At 63.2% G+C, this 20,902-nt stretch carries 19 protein-coding genes; 7 read left to right on the forward strand and 12 right to left on the reverse strand.

Going from position 1 to position 20,902, the window contains the following annotated elements; translation table 11 throughout:
• Window positions 1–86: 86 nt before the first annotated feature.
• Genes RAS12_RS28450 through RAS12_RS28460 form a run of 3 tightly spaced genes read left to right on the forward strand, consistent with a single transcriptional unit; the run spans window position 87 to window position 1,906 of the window.
• Window positions 87–662 carry a chromate transporter gene (locus tag RAS12_RS28450; protein ID WP_306943689.1) on the forward strand — a complete coding sequence of 192 codons (576 nt, stop codon included), beginning with the start codon at window positions 87–89 and terminating at the stop codon, window positions 660–662.
• Window positions 659–1,183 (forward strand): chromate transporter, encoded by a 525-nt coding sequence (locus RAS12_RS28455; RefSeq protein WP_306943691.1) that lies wholly within the window; start codon window positions 659–661, stop codon window positions 1,181–1,183. The genes RAS12_RS28450 and RAS12_RS28455 overlap by 4 nt, the downstream gene beginning before the upstream one ends.
• A 33-nt stretch (window positions 1,184–1,216) precedes the next feature.
• Window positions 1,217–1,906: a DUF1345 domain-containing protein gene (locus tag RAS12_RS28460; protein ID WP_306943692.1), complete on the forward strand. Its 690-nt coding sequence runs from the start codon at window positions 1,217–1,219 to the stop codon at window positions 1,904–1,906.
• A 91-nt stretch (window positions 1,907–1,997) separates the two neighbouring features.
• Here the strand turns inward: RAS12_RS28460 and RAS12_RS28465 are convergent, their stop codons facing one another.
• From RAS12_RS28465 to RAS12_RS28495, 7 genes are all read right to left on the reverse strand, one after another.
• Entirely contained in the window at window positions 1,998–3,116 is a 1,119-nt protein-coding gene (locus RAS12_RS28465) for a methyltransferase (RefSeq protein ID WP_306943694.1), read from the reverse strand.
• Between the two features lie 150 nt (window positions 3,117–3,266).
• Window positions 3,267–4,934, reverse strand: a complete 1,668-nt coding sequence (locus tag RAS12_RS28470) for an OFA family MFS transporter (RefSeq protein WP_306943697.1) — start codon at window positions 4,932–4,934, stop codon at window positions 3,267–3,269.
• Window positions 4,935–5,100: 166 nt separating this feature from the next.
• Entirely contained in the window at window positions 5,101–5,355 is a 255-nt protein-coding gene (locus RAS12_RS28475) for a formate dehydrogenase subunit delta (RefSeq protein WP_306943700.1), read from the reverse strand.
• A gap of 13 nt (window positions 5,356–5,368) precedes the next feature.
• Window positions 5,369–6,190, reverse strand: a complete 822-nt coding sequence (gene fdhD, locus RAS12_RS28480) for a formate dehydrogenase accessory sulfurtransferase FdhD (RefSeq protein WP_306943702.1) — start codon at window positions 6,188–6,190, stop codon at window positions 5,369–5,371.
• Between the two features lie 29 nt (window positions 6,191–6,219).
• Window positions 6,220–9,096 carry a formate dehydrogenase subunit alpha gene (gene fdhF, locus RAS12_RS28485; protein ID WP_306943704.1) on the reverse strand — a complete coding sequence of 959 codons (2,877 nt, stop codon included), beginning with the start codon at window positions 9,094–9,096 and terminating at the stop codon, window positions 6,220–6,222.
• Window positions 9,097–9,109: 13 nt separating this feature from the next.
• Window positions 9,110–10,690: a formate dehydrogenase beta subunit gene (locus RAS12_RS28490; protein ID WP_306943706.1), complete on the reverse strand. Its 1,581-nt coding sequence runs from the start codon at window positions 10,688–10,690 to the stop codon at window positions 9,110–9,112.
• Window positions 10,687–11,244: a formate dehydrogenase subunit gamma gene (locus tag RAS12_RS28495; protein WP_306943708.1), complete on the reverse strand. Its 558-nt coding sequence runs from the start codon at window positions 11,242–11,244 to the stop codon at window positions 10,687–10,689. The genes RAS12_RS28490 and RAS12_RS28495 overlap by 4 nt, the downstream gene beginning before the upstream one ends.
• 159 nt (window positions 11,245–11,403) lie before the next feature.
• Between RAS12_RS28495 and RAS12_RS28500 the strand changes: the two genes are divergently transcribed.
• The 3 genes from RAS12_RS28500 to mobA all read left to right on the forward strand — a co-directional run bounded on the left by RAS12_RS28500 (window position 11,404) and on the right by mobA (window position 14,255).
• Window positions 11,404–12,483: a substrate-binding domain-containing protein gene (locus tag RAS12_RS28500; RefSeq protein WP_306943710.1), complete on the forward strand. Its 1,080-nt coding sequence runs from the start codon at window positions 11,404–11,406 to the stop codon at window positions 12,481–12,483.
• 67 nt (window positions 12,484–12,550) lie between these two features.
• The gene (moaA, locus tag RAS12_RS28505; protein ID WP_306943712.1) at window positions 12,551–13,654 is read left to right on the forward strand and encodes a GTP 3',8-cyclase MoaA; all 1,104 of its coding nucleotides are present in this window, start codon (window positions 12,551–12,553) and stop codon (window positions 13,652–13,654) included.
• Window positions 13,647–14,255, forward strand: coding sequence for a molybdenum cofactor guanylyltransferase MobA (mobA, locus tag RAS12_RS28510; RefSeq protein WP_306943714.1), 609 nt, complete (start codon window positions 13,647–13,649; stop codon window positions 14,253–14,255). The genes moaA and mobA overlap by 8 nt, the downstream gene beginning before the upstream one ends.
• Here mobA and RAS12_RS28515 read toward each other — a convergent pair.
• Genes RAS12_RS28515 through moaC form a run of 5 tightly spaced genes read right to left on the reverse strand, consistent with a single transcriptional unit; the run spans window position 14,240 to window position 17,174 of the window.
• Entirely contained in the window at window positions 14,240–15,445 is a 1,206-nt protein-coding gene (locus RAS12_RS28515) for a molybdopterin molybdotransferase MoeA (RefSeq protein ID WP_306943716.1), read from the reverse strand. The genes mobA and RAS12_RS28515 overlap by 16 nt on opposite strands.
• 2 nt (window positions 15,446–15,447) lie before the next feature.
• Window positions 15,448–15,969, reverse strand: a complete 522-nt coding sequence (gene moaB, locus RAS12_RS28520; RefSeq protein WP_306943718.1) for a molybdenum cofactor biosynthesis protein B — start codon at window positions 15,967–15,969, stop codon at window positions 15,448–15,450.
• Complete coding sequence (locus tag RAS12_RS28525; protein WP_306943719.1) at window positions 15,966–16,448, reverse strand: molybdenum cofactor biosynthesis protein MoaE; 483 nt, start codon at window positions 16,446–16,448, stop codon at window positions 15,966–15,968. Before RAS12_RS28525 ends, moaB begins: the two co-directional genes overlap by 4 nt.
• Before the next feature lie 5 nt (window positions 16,449–16,453).
• Window positions 16,454–16,705 carry a MoaD/ThiS family protein gene (locus RAS12_RS28530; protein ID WP_306943721.1) on the reverse strand — a complete coding sequence of 84 codons (252 nt, stop codon included), beginning with the start codon at window positions 16,703–16,705 and terminating at the stop codon, window positions 16,454–16,456.
• Window positions 16,686–17,174, reverse strand: a complete 489-nt coding sequence (gene moaC, locus RAS12_RS28535; protein ID WP_306943722.1) for a cyclic pyranopterin monophosphate synthase MoaC — start codon at window positions 17,172–17,174, stop codon at window positions 16,686–16,688. The genes RAS12_RS28530 and moaC overlap by 20 nt, the downstream gene beginning before the upstream one ends.
• Window positions 17,175–17,311: 137 nt before the next feature.
• Here moaC and RAS12_RS28540 point away from each other — a divergent pair, with 137 nt between their 5' ends.
• Window positions 17,312–20,887 (forward strand): DUF748 domain-containing protein, encoded by a 3,576-nt coding sequence (locus RAS12_RS28540; RefSeq protein ID WP_306943723.1) that lies wholly within the window; start codon window positions 17,312–17,314, stop codon window positions 20,885–20,887.
• The last annotated feature ends 15 nt before the right edge of the window (window positions 20,888–20,902 follow it).

Raw genomic sequence — 20,902 nt, forward strand, 5'->3', positions numbered from 1 at the left:
GAAGAGTAGCCTGCAATCTGTTCATTTATCCCTTAGCGCGGCAACGCGTCAGTCCTTGTCTACCGGCCCTCGCCGGCAATAACAACATGAATGCAGCACCTTCTACCCTTCAGGCCGAACTCCGGCCGCCACCCACCTGTGGGCAGTTGTTCTACGGATTTCTGATGCTGGGCTTGACGGCGTTCGGTGGCGCTCTGCCGCTGGCGCGCCGCATGGTGGTCGAAAAGCACAAGTGGCTAAGCGGTTCGGAGTTCACTGACCTGCTTGGCCTGTGCCAGTTCCTGCCCGGCGGCAACATCATCAATTTGTCGGTGGCGCTGGGCATGAAATTCCGTGGCCCGCGAGGCGCGTTCGCCGCGCTGATGGGCCTGATTCTGGCGCCGTCCGCCATCGTCATCATGCTGGGCATGGTGTATGACCGGTTTCAGAGTGATCCGCATATCCAACACTTGTTCGCGGGCTTGGCTGCTGCGGCGGCGGGGCTGTTGATCTCGATGGCCGTGAAGATTGGCGTGCCAGTCATCAAGCGCCGCGACTGGCTGGCGGGTGTGGTGGCGACGCTCTGTTTTGTTGCAATTGCCGTGCTGCGCATTCCGCTGTTGCCGACCATGGCTGTGCTCACCCCCTTGAGCATCCTGGCCGTCTGGAGGCAGCGTCGATGATCCACACACTGATTGCGCTGGCCCTGATCTTTTCCCAGTTGTCGGTGCTGGCGTTTGGCGGCGGCAACACCATCCTGCCCGAAATGCAACGGCAGGTGGTAGAAGTGCATGGCTGGATGACAGCTGCGGATTTCTCTGCGCTATTCGCCTTGGGGCAGGCGGCGCCCGGCCCCAATCTGATGGTGGTGACGCTGGTCGGCTGGCACGTCGCGGGATGGTGGGGCATGCTGGTTACCACCATCGCCAAATTTGGCCCGTCTTCGTTGATCACCGTTCTTGCGCTCGGTTTGTGGGAACGCTTCAAGGACCGGCCATGGCGCGGCGTTATCCAAGCGGGAATTTTCCCGATGACCGTCGGGCTGGTCGCTGCCAGCGCGGCGCTGATCACTGAAGCCTCGGTGCATACCTGGCTGCTGGGGGCGATCACGGCCGTCGTGGCAGTGTTGGGCAGCGCGACGCGCATCCATCCCTTGTGGCTGTTGTTTGGCGGCGCGGTGGCCGGTTTGGTGGGTATCGGTTAGCGTTAAGGATCTTGTGCCGCGTAGGAGCCAGCCATGACGAAGCCGATTCCGGATTCGCAGATCGAAGATACCGCCGAGTCCGCCGAAAGACTGCCTTTCTTTCATGCGCATCGCCGGCTGGTGTTGTGCGGATTGCTGTTTCTGGCGGTCGGCGGTGCCGCATACGGTTTGGGCAGCCCGTCCAGCCGGGCGTTATTGCTGGGTTTTGACGTCGCTGCAATTGTGTTCCTGGTGGTCACCGCGCGGGCATTCGGCAAAGCGAATCCGTCATCCATGCGCGTGCAGGCCAAGCAGCAGGATGTGGGGCGCATGGGGGTGCTGTGGAGCAGCGTGGCGTTATCCGGCATGGTGATGATTGCGCTATGGGTGGAGCTGCGCGGCGAGAGCGGCACGGGTGGCGTGCTGGATATGCTGGCGGCTGCCGCCACCATCGTGTTGGCCTGGCTTTACATGAACATGATCTTTGCGCTGCACTACGCGCACGGGTACTACGGGAACCGGACGGGCATGCACAAGGGCCTGGACTTCCCTGGCACCCAAGAGCCGGACTACTGGGATTTCGCCTATTTCGCGCTGGTGCTGGGTATGACGTTCCAGGTGTCAGACGTGCAGATCGTCAATCGGCGGCTGCGGCGCACGGCGCTGATGCACAGCGTCATCGCTTTTTTCTTCAATGTCTTCATCATCGCCATCAGCGTCAACGTGGCAGCGGGCAAGGCCTGAAAACAACGCGGGCCGGGGAATCATCCCCGGCCCGCGTTTTTGGATCATGCAAGGTGCATGTCCGTGTTCACTACATGCGGCTAAACCGCCATCAAGCGGCCATCAAACGCCACAAGGACGTGACTTCTTTGGAACGCGCCGCGTACAGCGGGTCGTTGGCGTCTTTGGCGCGTGCATGGATGGGGCGCGTGTCGATGCGCTCTTCTACACGAAGGCCAGCCTGCTGGATCATTTCAAGCAGCTGTTCACGCGTGCGCAGGCCCAGGTGTTCCGCCAGATCCGACAAGATCAGCCAGCCTTCGCCGTTGGGCGTCAGATGCTCTTTCAGGCCGTTGAGGAAACCGCGCAGCATGCGGCTGTCGGGGTCATAGACGGCCTGCTCGACGGGCGAGCTGGGGCGGGCGGGCAGCCACGGCGGGTTGCAGACGATCAGTGATACCCGGCCTTCGGGAAACAGGTCTGCCTCGATGACGTCGACCTGCTTGGACAGGCCCAGCCGTTCCAGGTTTTCGCGGGCGCAAGCCAGTGCGCGGGGATCTTGGTCGGTGGCAATCACACGCTTGCCGCCCCGGCGCGCCAGCACGGCGGCCAGCACGCCGGTGCCGGTGCCGATATCAAAGGCGACGCTGCCGCGCGGCATGGGGGTGTGTGCGACCAGATCCACATATTCGCCGCGCAACGGCGAAAACACGCCGTAGTGCGGGTGGATGCGATTGTTCAGAACGGGAATCTCTACGCCCTTCTTGCGCCATTCAAAGGCGCCGATCAGGCCAAGCAGCTCGCGCATCGACGCCACGTAGGGCTCGTTGGCCGGGCCGTGGGCCTCTTCGCAGGCTTGCCGCGCGTCGGGCGCGCGGCGCAGCGAAATGCCGTGGCCGGCGTCGAACGGAATCAGCAGCATGCCCAGGATGCGGGCGCGCTGGGACTGAATCTGGCGATGCTGGTTAAAGGCTTCCAGCAAGGTTTCCACCGGCTTGCGCGGACGCTTGTCGACGCGGCGAGTGATGGCTTGCAGCAGTTGGCGCGCATTTTGGAAGTCGCCGCGCCACAACAGGCCTACGCCTTCGCATGCCAGACGGTACGCCGTGTCGGCCGTCGTCTTGTCGTCCGCTACCACCACGCGCTTGGGCGGCGTAGCGCCGGTTTCGGAGCGCCAGCGGGCGGAATGCGGCGTGTTGTCTTCTTCCCAGTGCAACTCGGGGGCGGTCAAGATGTCGCTCCAGCAAGGACGGGGGAATGAGTAAGGATCATGGGCAAATCGCAAAAGAAAGGGCGCGGGCTGCCAATGTAGCAGCTTCGCGCCCCGCAGGCGGCGTGCAGCGCCCGGGGCGCCACACGTTTCCGCCAGGTCACTGCAAGCCTAGTGAAACAGCACCACCGCTTTTTGCAGCGTGATCCAGATGCCCCAGGCCATGGGGATGCCCACGCAAGCCCAGGCGAATACGACGAGCGCTGCCGGCGTGCGGAAGGTGGAGGCGCCGACGCCATGGGTTTCAGCGGCCGCCGCGCGTTCGTGCGCCAGCGCCTTTTCCTGGGCCAGTTCGGCATCCGTCATGAAGTACTTGGGGTTGACCGGGCGGATGGCCAGATTGCACAGAAAGCCCAGCACCAGCATGCCCGCCAGGATGTACATGGTGATGTCGTACACCTGCGCGCGCGGCACGCCGATAGACAGCTGATACTCCCGGATATAGTTAACCAGCACCGGTCCGAAGATACCGGCCGCCGACCAGGCCGTGAGCAGGCGGCCGTGAATGGCGCCGACCATCTGTGTGCCGAACAAGTCGGCCAGATAGGCCGGAACGGTTGCGAAGCCGCCGCCGTACATCGACAGAATCACGCAGAATGCCGCCACGAACAGCGCCAGCGCGCCGATGTGAGCCGTCCACGGGATCGCGGCGTACAGCACAAAACCCAGCACAAAGAAGATCAGGTAGGTCATCTTGCGGCCCAGCTTGTCCGACAGGCTGGCCCAGAAGAAGCGGCCGCCGATGTTGAACAGACTGAGCAGCCCGGTGAAGCCCGCGGCGATGGCGGCAATGGCAGCCAGCTGATCCTTGTCCAGCAAGGCATAACCCAGCTCGGGTTTATTGATCAGGCCGCCGCCGAAGACCTCTTGCAGCAGCGGAGACGCCATCCCCAGAATGCCGATGCCGGCCGTCACGTTCAGGCAGAGAACCAGCCAGACCAGCCAGAACTGCGGCACGCCCCAGACACGCTTCACATGGACATGGCCCTTGGTGATCATCGCGTTATTGGCGTGCTTGGCGGGTGCGGTCCAGCCTTCGGGCTTCCAGCCGGTGGGCGGCACACGGTAGCCCAGCGCGCCGGACATCATGAAGATGAAGTACACCACCGCCATGGTCAAAAAGGTTTGCCACACGCCCGGTGACGTCGGCGTGGCGAAATGCCGCATCAGCACGTCAGCCAGCGGCGCGCCGATCATTGCCCCGCCGCCAAAACCCATGATGGCCATGCCGGTCGCCATGCCGCGGCGGTCGGGAAACCATTTGATCAGCGTGCTGACGGGCGAGATATACCCCAGCCCCAGGCCAATACCGCCAATCACCCCAGACCCCAGCCACAGCATCCACATCTGGTGCAAATACACGCCAAAGGCTGAGATAACCAGCCCGCCGCACCAGCACAGGGCCGACACTACGCCCGCCTTGCGGGGGCCGGCGCGTTCCAGCCAGCCGCCCCAGAGCGCGGCGGAACAGCCCAGCAGCACAAAGAACAGCGTGTACATCCACCCCATGGTGGAAATCTTCCAGTCGCAGCTGGTAGTGAACAGCTCCGCCACCAGACTCATGTCGGCGGGGCAGGCCAGCGGCTTGGCGCCGCCCACCACCTTGGACAGCGGCAGCCAGAACACCGAGAACCCGTAGGCCATGCCGATGCATAGGTGGATAGCCAGTGCGGCCGGGGGCACGAGCCAGCGGGAAAAACCCGGACCGGCAATTGTGCGTTCTTTGTCGAAGAAGCCCGGCTTTGAGCCGGGCAAGTCCAGGGCGGCGGTACTTTCCATATAGTCTCCTCAGGGGTGCGGCTTTATAGCTCGCGCGGTCCGAAATACAACGGCCGCGCGGCCTCTTTTATGAATCCGTCACTGCTTGCCAGGTACTGCTTGTTGCCTTGCTTGTTGTCTTGCTTATTGCGACTTCGGTCCTGAGACCCTTGGCGTCTGTTACCCGCTATACGCGGGCCGCAGGCGTCAAACGCTCCCGGTTCTGGGTCACTGCTTCCAACACCAGCGGATGCAACTGTTCGACTCCGGCATCGCCATCGGGGCTGGCTTGCAGAAAACCCAGCAGCTCGTTGCGCATGCGCGGTTCCCAGAACTTATGAATATGGTTGGCCACGCCTTCCAGACCTTCTTTCCGGTCGGGCAATGCCTCGAAGAACTGGCCAATGCGATTGGCCATGCGAATCAGATTGCCGATTTCCATGCGTACGTCCGGTTCAGGTGATGATGCGTTCGGGATGGGAATACAGGGTGGCGTCGTCGTTGCGCACGAAGCCTGCCAAGGTGATGTTGGCGTCGTGGGCCAGCCGGATAGCCAGTGCTGTCGGCGCCGAGACCGCGGCCAGTACCCCGACGCCGGCTGCCGCCGTTTTCTGCACCATTTCAAAACTGGCGCGGCTGGATACCAGCACGATGCCGTTGCCGGCCCGCACCGCCTGGCGCGCCAGCGCGCCAACCAGCTTGTCCAAGGCGTTGTGACGGCCCACGTCTTCGCGAACCAGCGCCACGGCGCCGTCGGCGTCCGCCCAGCCTGCGGCATGGGTCGCGCCAGTGATGTCGTGCAGCGTCTGGCGGGCGCGCATATCGCGCATGGCTGCCAGCAGTGCCTGGATGCGTACCGGCTGCCCGTTGGCAACAGGCTCGACCGGGCGCAGGACTTCAGGCAAGGTTTCCACTCCGCACAGGCCACAGCCGGTACGTCCCGCCATGGCGCGCCGCCGGTTCTTCAACCGCGCTTCGCAGGCGCTGGATATTTCCAGCTGGACGACAATGCCATCGCATTGCGGCAGTACGTCGATGCCGCGCAAGTCGCTGACGCTGTCGATGATGCCTTCAGACAAGGCGAATCCCAGCGCGAAATCTTCCAGGTCAGCCGGTGTCGCCAGCATGGTGGCGTGGCTGATGCCGTTGAATTCCAGCGCCACCGGTGTTTCCTCGGCGACATGGTCTGCTTCAACATCAGGGGCGATGGCGCCCGCCCGCACGCGCGTGACCTGGGTCACGGCGCAGTCGGGACGGGAGGGGTTTGGCGAGGTCATGGCATCCAGGGCGGTAGGGGCCAGCAGGGTTATTTCCCGGTCAGGGCCGCCTCGCTTTCACGCGATCGCTCGCGCAAGAGCTTTTGCTGGATATCGGCAAAGCGCGACCATTGGCGCTGCCATTCCGAAGGCTGGGACACACGCGTGATCTGCACGGCCGTGACCTTGTATTCGGGGCAGTTGGTCGCCCAGTCAGAGCTGTCTGTCGTGACGACGTTGGCGCCGGACTCAGGGAAGTGGAACGTGGTGTATACCACGCCCGGTTGCACCCGGTCGGTCAGCGTGGCTCGCAGCACCGTTTCGCCCGCCCGGCTCTGGATGCCCACCCAATCGCCTTCGGCCACGCCACGGTCTTCGGCATCCTGCGGGTGCAGTTCCAGCACATCTTCGCCGTGCCACATCACGTTAGGCGTGCGCCGCGTCTGCGCGCCCACGTTGTACTGCGACAGGATGCGGCCCGTTGTCAGCAGCAGCGGGAAGCGGCGCGTGCTGCGTTCGTCGGTGGGCACATATTGGGTAATCATGAACTTGCCCTTGCCGCGCACGAAGGCATCGATGTGCATGATTGGCGTGCCTTCCGGCGCGTCGTCATTGCAGGGCCATTGCAGGCTGCCCAGCTTCTCCAGTTTTTCGTAGCTGACGCCGCTGAATGTTGGCGTCAACCGGGCGATTTCTTCCATGATCTCGCGCGGGTGCTTGTAGTTCATGGGGTAACCCAGCGCGTTCGACAGCGCTACGGTCACTTCCCAGTCCGACTTGCCGTTCTTGGGTTCCATGACCTTGCGCACCCGCGAGATGCGGCGCTCTGCATTGGTGAAGGTGCCGTCTTTTTCCAGGAACGACGAGCCCGGCAGGAATACATGGGCGTACTTGGCGGTCTCGTTCAGGAACAGATCCTGGACCACGATGCACTCCATGGCCGCCAGCGACGCGGCTACGTGCTGCGTGTTGGGGTCGGATTGAACGATGTCTTCGCCCTGGCAGTACAAGCCCTTGAAGGTGCCGCCCAGCGCGGCTTCGAACATGTTCGGAATGCGCAGGCCGGGTTCCGGCTGGATAGTCACGCCCCAGTCCTGTTCAAACTGCGCGCGCGCCACGTTGTCTGAAATATGCCGATAGCCAGGCAGTTCATGCGGGAACGAACCCATATCGCATGAGCCCTGCACGTTGTTCTGGCCGCGCAAGGGGTTCACGCCTACGCCTTCACGGCCCACGTTGCCCGTGGCCATCGCCAGGTTGGCAATCGCCATGACGGTAGTGGAGCCCTGGCTGTGTTCGGTGACACCCAGGCCGTAGTAAATGGAACCATTGCCGCCGGTGGCAAACAGGCGCGCCGCGCCGCGCACGGCTTGCGCAGGCACGCCCGTGATTTCCTCCATCGCTTCCGGGGAATTGGCGGGTTGCGAAACAAAGTCGCGCCATTCGTTGAACGCTTTGGTTTCGCAGCGTTCGGCCACGTAGTCTTCGGCGATCAGGCCTTCGGTGGCGATCACATGCGCCAGTGACGATAGCAACGCCGTGTTGGTGCCGGGCCGGACTTGCAGGTGGAAGTCGGCCTTGATGTGGGGCGAGCTGACCAATTCAATGCGGCGCGGATCGATCACGATCAGCCGCGCGCCTTCGCGCAGGCGGCGCTTCAAGCGCGACGCGAATACCGGGTGGCCGCTGCTGGGGTTGGCGCCCATGACGATCACGACGTCCGTATGCATGACCGAGTCAAAGGTCTGCGTGCCAGCGGATTCGCCCAGCGTCTGCTTCAGGCCGTAGCCGGTGGGGGAGTGGCAGACGCGCGCGCAGGTGTCCACGTTATTCGTGCCGAACGCAGCGCGCACCAACTTCTGCACCAGCCAGGTTTCTTCATTGGTGCAGCGTGACGACGTGATGCCGCCTACGGCGTCGCGGCCGTAGTCGCGCTGGATGCGGCGGAACTCCGATGCCGCGTAATTGATCGCCTCATCCCAGGACACTTCTTTCCAGGAATCCGTGATGTGCTTGCGGATCATGGGTTTCAGCACGCGTTCTTTGTGCGTCGCGTAGCCCCACGCAAACCGGCCCTTCACGCAGGAGTGCCCGCGGTTGGCCTGGCCGTCTTTCCACGGCACCATGCGCACGACTTCCTGACCCTTCATTTCGGCCTTGAACCCGCAGCCTACGCCGCAATACGCGCAGGTGGTTACGACCGAGTGCTCGGCCTGGCCCATCATGATGACGGTTTTTTCCTGCAAGGTTGACGTGGGACAGGCCTGCACACAGGCGCCACACGACACGCATTCGCTATCCAGAAATGGCTGATCCTGCCCCGGTGACACGCGCGACTCGAAACCCTTGCCCGAAATCGTCAGCGCGAACGTACCCTGGGTTTCTTCGCAAGCGCGCACACAGCGGTTGCAGACTATGCACTTGGACGCGTCGTACGTGAAGTACGGATTGGACTCGTCCTTTTCACTTTTCAGGTGATTGGCGCCGTCATAGCCGTAGCGCACATTGCGCAGGCCCACGACACCGGCCATGTCCTGCAATTCGCAATCGCCGTTGGCCGGACAGGTCAGGCAGTCCAGCGGGTGATCCGAGATGTACAGCTCCATGACGCCGCGGCGCAGCTCGTGCAGCTTGGGCGTTTCGGTAAACACGACCATGCCGTTTTCGGCAGGCGTCGTGCACGATGCCGGATAACCTCGGCGGCCTTCGATCTGCACCAGGCAAAGCCGGCACGATCCAAAGGGTTCCAGGCTGTCGGTGGCGCACAGCTTCGGGATGTTGATCCCGGCCTCAGCGGCGGCGCGCATCAGCGATGTGCCCTCGGCCACTTGGATTTCCTGGCCATCGATGGTCAGGGAGATGGTTTTTTCGGACACGCGGGCGGGCGTGCCCATGTCGCGGTCGCGCTTGATGACGGTTTCTAGCATGACGGTCTCGGGTTCAGGCCGCGTGCGCGGCTGGCTGGGAGGACTCGATGCCGAAGTCCTGCGGAAAATGGTTCAGCGCGGACAACACCGGATAGGGCGCCATGCCCCCCAGCGCGCATAGCGAACCGCCCATCATCGTGTCGCACAGGTCGCGCAACAGATGCACCTGCTGCGCGCGCTGCTGCGGGTTTGCACCGCCCGCTGCGATCTTGTCGATCGTTTCAACCCCGCGTGTGGAGCCGATGCGGCAGGGTGTGCACTTGCCACAGGATTCGATCGCGCAGAACTCCATCGCATAGCGCGCCATGCGCGCCATATCGACGGTGTCGTCAAAAGCCACCAGCCCGCCGTGGCCGATCATTGCTGAAATCTGGATGTAGGCCTCGTAGTCGAGCGGCACATCCCATTGCGATTCCGGCAGGTACGCGCCCAGCGGGCCGCCGACCTGCACGGCGCGTAACGGCCGTCCGGACGCGCTGCCGCCGCCAAATTCATAGAGCAGGTCGCGCAGGCTCAGGCCAAAGGCCTTCTCCACCAGCCCGCCTTGTTTCAGATTGCCCGCCAATTGGAAGGGCAGCGTGCCGTGTGACCGGCCCACGCCGTAGTCGCGGTAGTAGGCCGCGCCCTTGGCCAGGATGATCGGCACCGTCGCCAGCGAGATCACGTTATTGATGACAGTCGGCTTGCCGAACAGACCGGAGATTGCCGGTAGCGGCGGCTTGGCGCGCACGACGCCGCGCTTGCCTTCCAGGCTTTCCAGCAAAGACGTTTCTTCGCCGCAGATATAGGCGCCGGCGCCTTTGCGCACTTCCAGGTCGAAACGGCGGCCGCTGCCGTGCACATCGTTGCCCAGCCAGCCCACGGTGCGCGCCCGTGTGATGGCGGCTTCCAACGTTTCGATGGCGTGCGGGTATTCGGAACGGACATAGATGTAGCCGTAGGTTGCGCCCACGGCCAGACCGGCGATTGTCATGCCTTCGATCAGCACGTAGGGGTCGCCTTCCATCAGCAGGCGGTCGGCAAAGGTGCCGGAGTCCCCTTCGTCGGCGTTGCAGACGATGTACTTCTGGTCAGACGGTGATCCCGCCACGGTCTTCCATTTGATGCCGGTGGGAAAGGCCGCGCCGCCGCGGCCCCGCAGGCCCGACGTCACCATTTCATCGATGATGTGGCCCGGTTCCATGGCCAGCGCCCGCTTCAAGCCGGTCAGTCCGCCGTGCGCGGCATAGTCATGCAAGGACAAGGGGTCTGTCACGCCGACCCGGGCAAATGTCAGCCGTTCCTGCTGCTTCAAATACGGAATTTCTTCGGTCAGGCCCTGGTGTAGCGGGTGCTCTGCGCCCGTCAACCACCCGGCGTCAAACAGCCCGGCCACGTCTTCCGGCGCAACGGGCCCATAGGCAACACGGCCGGCGGGCGTGGTGACTTCCACCAGGGGTTCCAGCCACAACAGGCCGCGCGAACCATTGCGCACCACCTGGACGGACAGACCGCGCTCATCGGCAATGCGTTCGATGGCTTGGGCAACGGCGTCGGCTTCCACGGCCAGCGCGGCCGCGTCGCGCGGCACATAAACAACGATGGGGGCGCTCATGCCGTGGTCTCCTGCGCGCGGGCCAGCAGGCGGTCTAGTTTGTCTGGGGTGACGCGGGCGTGGGGTTGGCCGTCGATCATGACGGCGGGGGATTGGGCGCACAGTCCCAGGCAATACACGGGTTCCAGCGTAAAGCTGCCATCCGGTGCGCTGGCGTGGAAGTCGCATCCCAGCTTGGCGCGTGCATGGGCAGCCAGGTGTTCGCCGCCCATGGATTGACAGGATTCGGCCCGGCACACTTCCAGCGTGTGGCGCGCGGCGGGTTCGCTGCGGAAATGGGGGTAGAAGGTGATGACGCCGTGAACTTCGGCGCGGGACAGGTTCAGGGCCTCGGCGATGGTTTGCACCGCCTCGGCCGGAATACAGCCCAGTTCGTGCTGGACCGCATGCAGCACCGGAAGCAGGGGGCCGGGCTGATCCTTGAGTTGCGCAAGGATACGGGCAGTGGCCGCAATTGCAGGCGTGGCGGATGCTTGGGCCGCATCCAGGGCCATTTTTCCGCCCCGGGCTCCGCCGCTGGACGCCAGATCGGATTTTGCTTCGCGCTGATGCACGGTGGTCTCCTCCAGTGTTAACTGGGCCCCATCAAAGGGTTGTTGTATCGGACGGGTTGCGCTTGCATTTAATATGTTTTTTAAAACATATAAAGAAGCCAGCCGCCGCATTATTTGTGTACTCTAACGGGGTAAACAATCGCCTTCAATATGAAATAAATGACATATAAGTTTCGTATCGGCCTCGGAGCGCAATGGACGTTGGGCGGAGACGGCGAGTCGGCGCCCGTGCCCTTGCAAGACATGCTTGCCCTTTTGTCTGCCATTGATGCCACAGGCAATATCGCGGGCGCGTGCAGGGCTTGCGGCTTGTCGTACCGGCACGCCTGGGGCGTTCTGCGCCGGTTCGAAGCCATCTTCGGCACTCAGCTCCTGATTACCAACCGCCGCCAGGGCACCCAACTGGCTCCCTTTGCACAGCGCTTGCTGTGGGCCAATCGCCGTATCGAGGCGCGCCTGATGCCTACGCTCGACAGCATGGCGTCGGAATTGCAAGAAGAGCTGGAACGCTTGTTGCCCGAAGGCGGCCCGCATCTGCGGCTGCATGCCAGCCACGGTTTTGCGGTGGAGTCGCTGATGCAGCACATGGGCGCCAAAAAGCCCGGGCTGGAACTGCGCTATCGCACCGCCATCGAAGCGCTGGCCTCGCTGGAACGCCACGAATGTGATCTGGCGGGATTTCAGGTGCCACTGGGCGATTTTGAAGCGCCCATCATGGAACGCTATGCGCAGTGGCTGCATGCCGACGAATACCTGCTGATTCACCTTGCCGTGCGCAATACCGGCCTGTTTGTCACAGCGGGCAACCCCAAGCAGATCCGGGGAATGGCTGATCTTGAGCGCGCCGACGTGCGCTTCGTGAACCGCCAGATCGGGTCCAGCACGCGGTATTTGGTGGGTTTGATGCTGCAACGCGCCGGGGTCTCCATCAGCGAGGTCCAGGGTTACGAAACCAACGAATTCACGCATATGGCCATTGCGGCGCACATTGCCAGCGGCATGGCGGACACGGGCGTGGGCGTCGAGACGGCGGCCTGCCGCTTCGGGCTGGACTTTATCCCGCTGGTACGGGAACGCTATTTCTTCGCTATTCGAAAGTCTTCACTGGATACCCCCGCCATGCGCGACCTGCTATCCATCATGCGCAGCCCGGACTATGTGGGATATGTGGGGCAGCTGGTCGGCTACGACGCCAGCGAGACGGGGCGGTTACAGACGCTGGAAGAGGCGTTTTCATGAACATTCAGCGTGTCCAGCCGTGGTTTTTCCGCGCCTTGACAACTCCTGGCCGGGATATGATGCCGCTATGAGCAAAGTGTTTTTTCTTGCTGATCACCGGACGGCACGTTCGGCTTGGCCCCCGCCCGGAGAACTTCCCGCGGATGGGCAGCCTGCGCTTGACCTGCGCGCGCGTCCGTTGCGCGATCTGCGTATCTCGGTCACCGACCGCTGCAATTTCCGCTGCACGTATTGCATGCCGCGTGAAGTCTTCGACAGCGCTTATACGTTCATGCCGCATTCGGCCCTGCTGTCCTTTGAAGAGATCAGCCGGCTGGCTGGCATCTTCACGCAGCTGGGTGTCGAAAAAATCCGGCTCACTGGCGGCGAACCGCTGCTGCGCAAACATATCGAAAATCTGGTGGAGCAGCTGGCGCAATTGCGAACGCCTGCCGGCCGGCCGCTGGACCTGACGCTTACGACCAATGGCAGCGTGCTGGCGCGCAAGGCCGCAGCGCTTAAAAGCGCGGGATTGACGCGCGTCACTGTCAGCCTGGACGCGCTGGACGCCGCGATGTTCCAGGGTATGAGCGACAGCGGCTTCACGCCGGATGATGTGTTGCGCGGCATTGATGCCGCGGCAGAAGCGGGCCTTACGCCTGTGAAGGTGAACATGGTGGTGCGGCGCGGCCTGAACGACGGGCAAATCCTGCCCATGGCCGAACGCTTCCGCAACAGCGGCCACATTCTGCGTTTTATTGAATACATGGATGTGGGCAACAGCAACGGCTGGAATCTGGCGGAAGTCGTGCCCAGTCATGAGGTCGTGGAACGTATCGGCGCTGTCCATCCGCTGGTTCCTGTTGAAAGCAGCGAGATGGGACGGGTGGCCGAACGTTGGCGTTATGCGGATGGCTCTGGAGAGATCGGCGTGATTTCCAGCGTGACCCACGCGTTTTGCGGCGGCTGTACGCGCGCGCGCCTGTCGCCGGAAGGCAAGCTGTTCCTATGCCTGTTCGCGCACGAAGGACACGACCTGCGCGCTCCGCTGCGCGACGGGGCGACTGATGCCGAAATGGCGGGCATCCTGTCCGGTATTTGGGCGGCGCGCAATGACCACTACTCCGAACTGCGGGGCCGTGGCATACCGGACCCTTCCCGCAAAGTTGAAATGAGCTACATCGGTGGTTGACGCTACGTCTGCTGCGGCTGGCCTGATCCTGGCTGGCGGCCAAGGTTCACGCATGAATCAACAGGACAAGGGGCTGGTGACGCTCGGCGGCGAGCCCATGGTGGCGCATGTTGCGCGCCGGCTGGCCCCGCAAGTCACGCGGCTGATCATCAGCGCCAATCGGCATCAGGACCGCTACGCGCCCTACGGCCAGGTGGTGGAAGACGGTGAACGCGAGCTGGGCGCATTTCAGGGGCCCTTGCTGGGTATTGCGGCGGGTCTTCTTGCCGCCCAGCAAGACGATTGGCTTGTGGTGGTTCCCTGCGACACGCCATTTTTACCGCGCGATCTGGCGGTCCGCTTGATCGCTGCCGCCACGTCCGCGAACGCGCCGCTGGCCTATGCGGTGGCGGGCGGCCAACGCCATTCCGCCTGCATGGCGGCAAGCACCCGTTTATTGCCCGGCTTGTTGGCCTATCTGCAAGGCGGCGACCGTAAGGTCGGGCTGTGGCAGGCCAGGAGCGGGGGCGTCGAGGCGCGCTTTGATGACGCGCCCGACGCTTTTATGAACGTCAACACGCCAGAAGAACTGGCGGCCGCTGAACGTTACGCCAGCCAGTGACGCAGGTCGTAGTAGGCCACGCGATCCTTGTCTTGCACCAGCACGTCGGCCGGCAGACGGGCAAGGCCCGTGGCCCAGGGCATGGAACTGATCACGCCTGAACCCTGGTGGCCATAAGCGACCAGCTCGTTGCTGCCGTCATCGGCCACGCGGCGCTGGACGCGCAAGAATTCTTCACGGCCATCCTTGCGCGGGTTTTCCGTGCGCAAGGGCAGCAGGCTGACGGGCGGGAAGATTTCCTGGCGGCCCTGCATGCGGCGCGCGAGCGGCGTCACCAGCATTGCGAACACCGCGTAAGCCGATACCGGATTGCCCGGCAGGCTGACGATAGGCTTGCCGTCGATCTTGGCCAATGCCACGGGCTTGCCCGGCTTCATGCGTACCTTCCAGAGCGACAATTCACCGCCCAGCGTGGCAAGCGCGGGTTTGACCAGATCGCGTTCGCCGACCGACACGCCGCCCACGCTCAACACCAGGTCGCAGTCGGCCAGCAGCGTCGTGAAGGCGGCGATCAAATCGGCCTCGGTATCGCGCGCGTGCAGCACATGCACGGGCAGAGCGCCCAGGCCGCGCACCAGCGCTGCCAGCATCGGTCCGTTTGAGTTGTAGATCTGCTCCGGCGCGCGCGGCGTGCCGGGCGGCACCAGTTCGTCGCCGGTCGTCAGAATGCCTACGCGCAACTGCGCCACAACCGGCACGCTGGCAAGCCCTTGCGAGGCCAGCAGCGCCACGTGCGCGGCTTCAAGCAGGGTGCCAGCGGACAGCAGCGACGCACCGGTCATCGTGTCTTCGCCGCGGCGGCGGATATGCTGGTTGGGGGCGGGCTCTCGCGTGATCTCGACATGCCCGTCGGCTTCAACTGTGTCTTCCTGCATGACCACAGTGTCGGCGCCATCGGGAATCACGCTGCCGGTGAACAGGCGTGTGGCGAAACCGGGCTTGAGCGGCTCTGGCACGTCGCCTGCATAACAACGCTGCTGAATCGGCAGACGGCCGCCCGCCTGCCAGTCGGCCACCCGCAAGGCGTAACCGTCCATGGCGCTGTTGTCGGCCGGGGGAATATCCACCGTGGCTTCCAGGTCGGTGGCCAGCACGCGGCCCGCGGCAAGGGTCAAGGCAACATCTTCATGGCGTTGAAGGGAACCTGCGGCATTGGCCAGCAGGGTCTGGGCTTGATCGAAATCCAGCATGGTCAGGTTTCTTCTTTGTGATTCTTGAAATGCGTGGCGAAATTGCAGGGCCGTTGACCACTGTCCAATTGTTCGCGCAGGATTTTGGTCCAGGCGGTTTCGCAAGCATTGTTGGAGCCGGGCAGGCAGAAGATCAGCGTCCCGTTGGCCGAACCGGCAAACGCGCGTGATTGGATCGTGGAACTGCCGATCTCGGTATAGGAAATCTGGCGGAACAGTTCACCAAATCCGGGTATCTCACGATCCAGCAGCGGCAGGATCGCGGCCGGCGTGTGGTCCAGGTGCGAAAAACCCGTGCCGCCCGTGGTCAGGATGATCTGCACTTCCGGGTCGGCGATCCAATCGCTGATCACGCGCCGGATCTGGTAGATGTTGTCGCGAACAAGGTCGCGGCGCACGCACTGGTGCCCGGCGTGGGCCAGGCTGTGGGCAAGCAGATTGCCGGACGTGTCGTCCCCCGCGCTGCGGGTGTCGCTGACGGTCAATACGGCGCAGGCCAGCGAGACAGGGCTTTCTTCGCTCATGGACGTTCCTTGGTTGTGGAGGTGTCGTCATCCCAGGCATCCGTGCGGTCCTGGTCGGATTGGCGCTGTTCCACCCAAAAGCTGTTGCCGCCCGCGAGTGTCTCGCGCTTCCAGAAGGGGGCGCGCGTTTTGAGTGCGTCGATGATGTATTCGCAGCCGCGGAAAGCGTCGCCGCGGTGCGCGCTGGCGGCTGCCACGAACACAATCTGGGCGTTGCGGGACAAGGCTCCCACGCGGTGCACGATCACCGTGCCGTCGAGGTTCCAGCGGGCGCGGGCGGTGGCGGCGATTTCCTCAAGCTCGCGCTCGCACATGCCGGGGTAGTGTTCAAGATAGAGCGTGTCGGTGGGCGAATCGGGCGCGTAGTCGCGCACGTAGCCTACGAACGTGACGATACCGCCCACGCCCGAACCGGCGCGGTCGCGCAGCGCGGCAGTCAGCGCTGCGCTGTCGAAATCGGCTTCCTGGACGCTGATCATGGCGTTCAACCTCCTGTGACGGGTTCGAACACCGCAACCTCGTCGCCCGGGCGGATCGGGGCCGCCGGTTTGGAATGGGTCTGGTTGATGGCCAGTTTCAGACGCGAGGCTGGCGCCAGTTGCGGATAACGTTCGCCCAGCGCGGCGAGCAATTGCGCGCCGGTGGATTCGCCTTCAAGAGGCCAAGCTTCGGTGCGCTTGCCGACCAGTTCGGCCACACGCGCAAAGTACAGAAGATTAATCGTTGCGCCATTCACCGCTTTTTCCTCCCGCCTTGTACTTAAGGCGAACTTGGTCAATCACAATGCCTTTGTCTGCCGCTTTGCACATATCGTAGATTGTCAGCGCGGCCACGCTGCAGGCCATCATGGCTTCCATTTCGACACCGGTCTTATAGCTGGTGCGGCAGGTTGCCAGGATGTCGATGCGGTGCGCGGCATCGTCCAAAGCGAAGTCCACGCCAATGAACGCCAGCGGCAGGCTGTGGCACAGGGGAATGAGCTCGGCGCAGCGCTTGGCGGCCAGTATGGCGGCGACGCGCGCAGTGTTGAGCACTTCTCCCTTGCCTTGGCCAGGCGCCGTCAGCAGGCCATAGGCCACGGCATTCATGCGTACGCTGGCGGTGGCAATGGCCACGCGTTCGGAATCCGTCTTGGCGATGACGTCAACCATGCGGACCTGGCCGGCTTCATCCAGGTGGCTCAAAGTGGGGGTGGACGTGGGCATGGGAATCGGGATCGAGAATTGTTAATGTTTGAAAAGAGCGGCCCCGGCTGGCCGGGTACGGCCCTTGTTCCGCCTATGATAGACGAGCGCTAACCGGGGCGCGATAATCGCCTTCAACTCGTATCAGGAGACTCGCGATGCCCTTGCGGATGCCCAAGCTTCGGTTCACCCGCCGTGCTGGCAAAATCCTGTTAGGCATCCTGGCGTTTGCGCTGATCCTGTGCGGAGTTGCCGCCTGGCAAGTCCCCAAAGTGCTGCACAACGTCCTGACCGGGGATGTTTCCAAGATGATCGGCCGCGAAGTTTCCGTTGGCAAGATCACCTTCAATCCCTTCAATCTGACGGTGCGGGCGCGTGATCTGGCGGTTGCCCAGCCGGGTTCGCAAACGCCCCTGTTGACCCTGGCAGAGCTGGATGTCAGCGCCGCCTGGAGTTCCCTGTTCTGGTTTGCGCCGGTCGTTGATCGTCTGACACTGCGGCAGCCTAACATCGCGATCGTCCGCGAAGACGTCACTCGTTTCAACTTCTCTGATATACAGCAACGCGTCGCCGAAATGTCGGCCGCGCAGCCTGCCGAACCGCCCAAACCAGATGAAGGACTACCCCGGTTTTCCCTGAACAACATGGTGATCGAGGGCGGCTCCATCACGCTGGATGACAAAGTCACCGGGCGCAAGCAGGTCGTTGACGAGCTGACCGTGGGCGTGCCGTTTATCTCGAACTTCGGTTATGCCACGGATATCGATGTGCAGCCCCGGCTGCACCTGCGCATCAATGGCAGCCCGTTTGATCTGACTGGCGTGGCCCGTCCGTTCGATGTGGTGCCGTCTTCCACCCTGCGCGTGGCCTTCAACGGGCTGCAACTTGAGAAGTGGGCGGACGTCTGGCCGATGCCGCTGCCCTTCAAGGTGGAAAGCGCGCTGCTGGATTCCAATCTGCAGATCGTGTTTGAGCAACCCAAAGATGCGGTGCCAAAAATCCGGGTGGTGGGTGATCTGGGCCTGCGGCGCTTCGATCTGCGCGACCTGGCCGGGCAGCGGCTGGCAGCATGGAGCGCGCTGACCGTGACTCGTCTGGAACTGGAGCCGATCGCCAAGCAGATCTATGTCGGCGAAGTGGGTCTTTGGGCGCCGCAGATCCACGTGCGGCGCTATGCCAATGAACATGTGAACTGGCAAGACGTGGTGGTCAAGCTGAAAGCGCTGGGTGGTGTCGCGCCAACCGACACCCCGGTGGCCGACAAGCTGAAGAAGGCCAGCGGCCTTACCGTGACCCCCAAGCCCGGCGCGGCCCAGACGCCGCCTGCACCCGCTTCGGGCACGGCGCCGGGCCCCGCCGCCACCTCGCCGCCAGCCGCCGTTCCGCCAGCAGCGCCGGGCGCCGTCCCGGCAGTAGCGCCAGGCGCTGCCGCTGAAACCACAGCCGCCGCACCGCCGGCCGAACCTGCGGACTGGAAGGTCACGCTGGACGCCTTCAACCTGCATGAAGGCGAGCTCTATGTCACGGACGCGATCAGCAAGCTGGACTACGTGATGACCGGCATGGGCGTGACCGTCGAGGGCGTGAGCGTTCCCGAGGTCAAGGACCAGCCTGTCAATTTGTGGCTGACTGTGGATAACAGCACGGATGGTGGATGGATTCGCGCCAAAGGGCCGCTGGTCTTGAAGCCGTTGTCGCTGGAATTGGGCGTGCGGCTAGGCAACGTGGCGTTGGCGCCGCTGGCGCCTGCCGTGCGTAGCGTGGCGCCCATTGTGCTGCTGGACGGCCGCCTGGGCGCCACGGCACAGGTGCATGTGTTGGAGAAGAAAGGCGCGATCGACGCATCCGCCACCGCTGTGCAGGCGGATCTGACGCACTTCAAGGCACGGGATGAGTCGCTCAAGCCCGCGCTGGATATTGCGTTGCAAACACTGCGCATCACAGCCGACCGCCTGGCGATGGGTCCGGGACAAAGCAACTTTACGCTTGCTGCTGCCGGTATACAGGGCAACGGCAAGCTGGACCTGAAAGGCATGTTCACGCCGCAGCCGCTGACGCTCAAGACGTCCGTCGACTTGTCCGAATTGAATGTGGCGTCGTTTGCCCCGTATGCGGCATCCAGTCTGAACGCCACGGTGCGCGCGATTACGCTGGGTGCTCGCGGCAATGTGGATTTTGTGGCCGCCGCCGGCAACGCGCCGATGAAGGTGAATTGGAAGGGCGGGGTGGAAGTCACCGGCGTCGATTTGCAAGACCGGGTCAATAACGACGACTTCCTGAACTGGAAGCGGTTGGGCTTTAGCGGTATGGATATCTCGGTGGCGGGCGACAAAATCGGCGCCAAGCTGGGCGATATCGCGCTGGAAGATTTCTACGGCCGCATTCTGCTCAATGCACAGGGCCGTCTGAACGTGATGGATTTGGTGGCGGCCCCCGGCCAGGCTGGCGGCTCCATTACGCAAGACACACAAACCCCGGGGCGCAAGGTCGAAACACCCGCAGCCGCGCCCGCGCCCGCGGCTTCCAAGAGCGGCGCCGGCATGCCGGATATCTCGGTCAATAGCGTCACGTTGTCGCGTGGCCGCATGACGTTCACCGATCGTTTCGTCAAACCCAACTACGTGGCCGAACTTTCCGCCATTGAAGGCGCGATTACGGCGGTGTCGTCCACCAACCCGCAGCCTGCCAAAGTCAAAGTCACGGGCCGCGTCTACACGACGGCGCCTCTGTCCATCAGCGGAATTGTGCAGCCGTTCGCCAAATACTTGTCGCTAGACCTGAAGGCATCGGCCAAGGGCGTGGATCTGCCGCGCTTCAATACGTATTCCGCCAAATACGTCGGCTACCCGATCAAGCGCGGCAAGCTGTCGGTGGACCTTGAATACAAAATCAAGGATCGCGCGTTGCAAGCGTCGAACCACGTGGTGTTGAACCAGCTGACCTTTGGCGACAAGACCAACAGCCCGGACGCCACCAAGCTGCCTGTACTGCTGGCGGTTGCGTTATTGAAGGACTCGCGCGGCAATATCGATATCAATCTGCCGATTTCGGGATCGCTGGATGATCCTGAGTTTTCAGTGGGCGGCATTGTGGTGCGCGTGTTGCTGAACCTGGTGGTCAAGGCTGTGACGTCGCCCTTCAGTCTGCTGGCCTCGGCGTTTGGCGGCGGCGAAGAACTGTCCTACGTGGAGTTCGCGCCGGGCAGCGCCGTGCTGACCGAAGACACCATGAAACGCATCGACACGCTGACCACGGCGCTGGTGGATCGTCCGGCGCTGAAGATGGACATCAGCGGCCGCGCCGATCCCAAGACTGACCTGGAAGGTCTGCGTCAAGCCTGGGTCGACGGCCAGATTCGCGCCGCCAAGGCCGCTGCCACCGCCCCGCGCGGCAAGAAGCCCAGCGTGGCGGGCGTGCAGGTATCCGCCGCCGAGCGCGCAAAATATCTGGAAGAGGTCTACGACGACACGGACATCAAAGACAAGCCGCGCAATTTCATCGGCATGTCCAAGTCCGTTCCGCCAGACCAGATGGAAGCGATGCTGCGCAGTGTGGCGCCGGTGGGCGATGATCAGTTACGCCAATTGGCCGATTCCCGCGCGCAGGCGGTGTATGAGAAGTTGCAAGCCCATGAAGGACTCGCGGATCGAGTGTTCATCGTTGCCCCGCAACTGGACGCCGATGGCATCAAGGACGAGGGGCAACCCTCGCGCGTGGACTTCTCCCTGAAGTAAACCCAGCCGGCCATT

It is taken from the genome of Achromobacter seleniivolatilans (assembly GCF_030864005.1).
Taxonomy (GTDB): Bacteria; Pseudomonadota; Gammaproteobacteria; order Burkholderiales; family Burkholderiaceae_B; genus Achromobacter; species Achromobacter seleniivolatilans.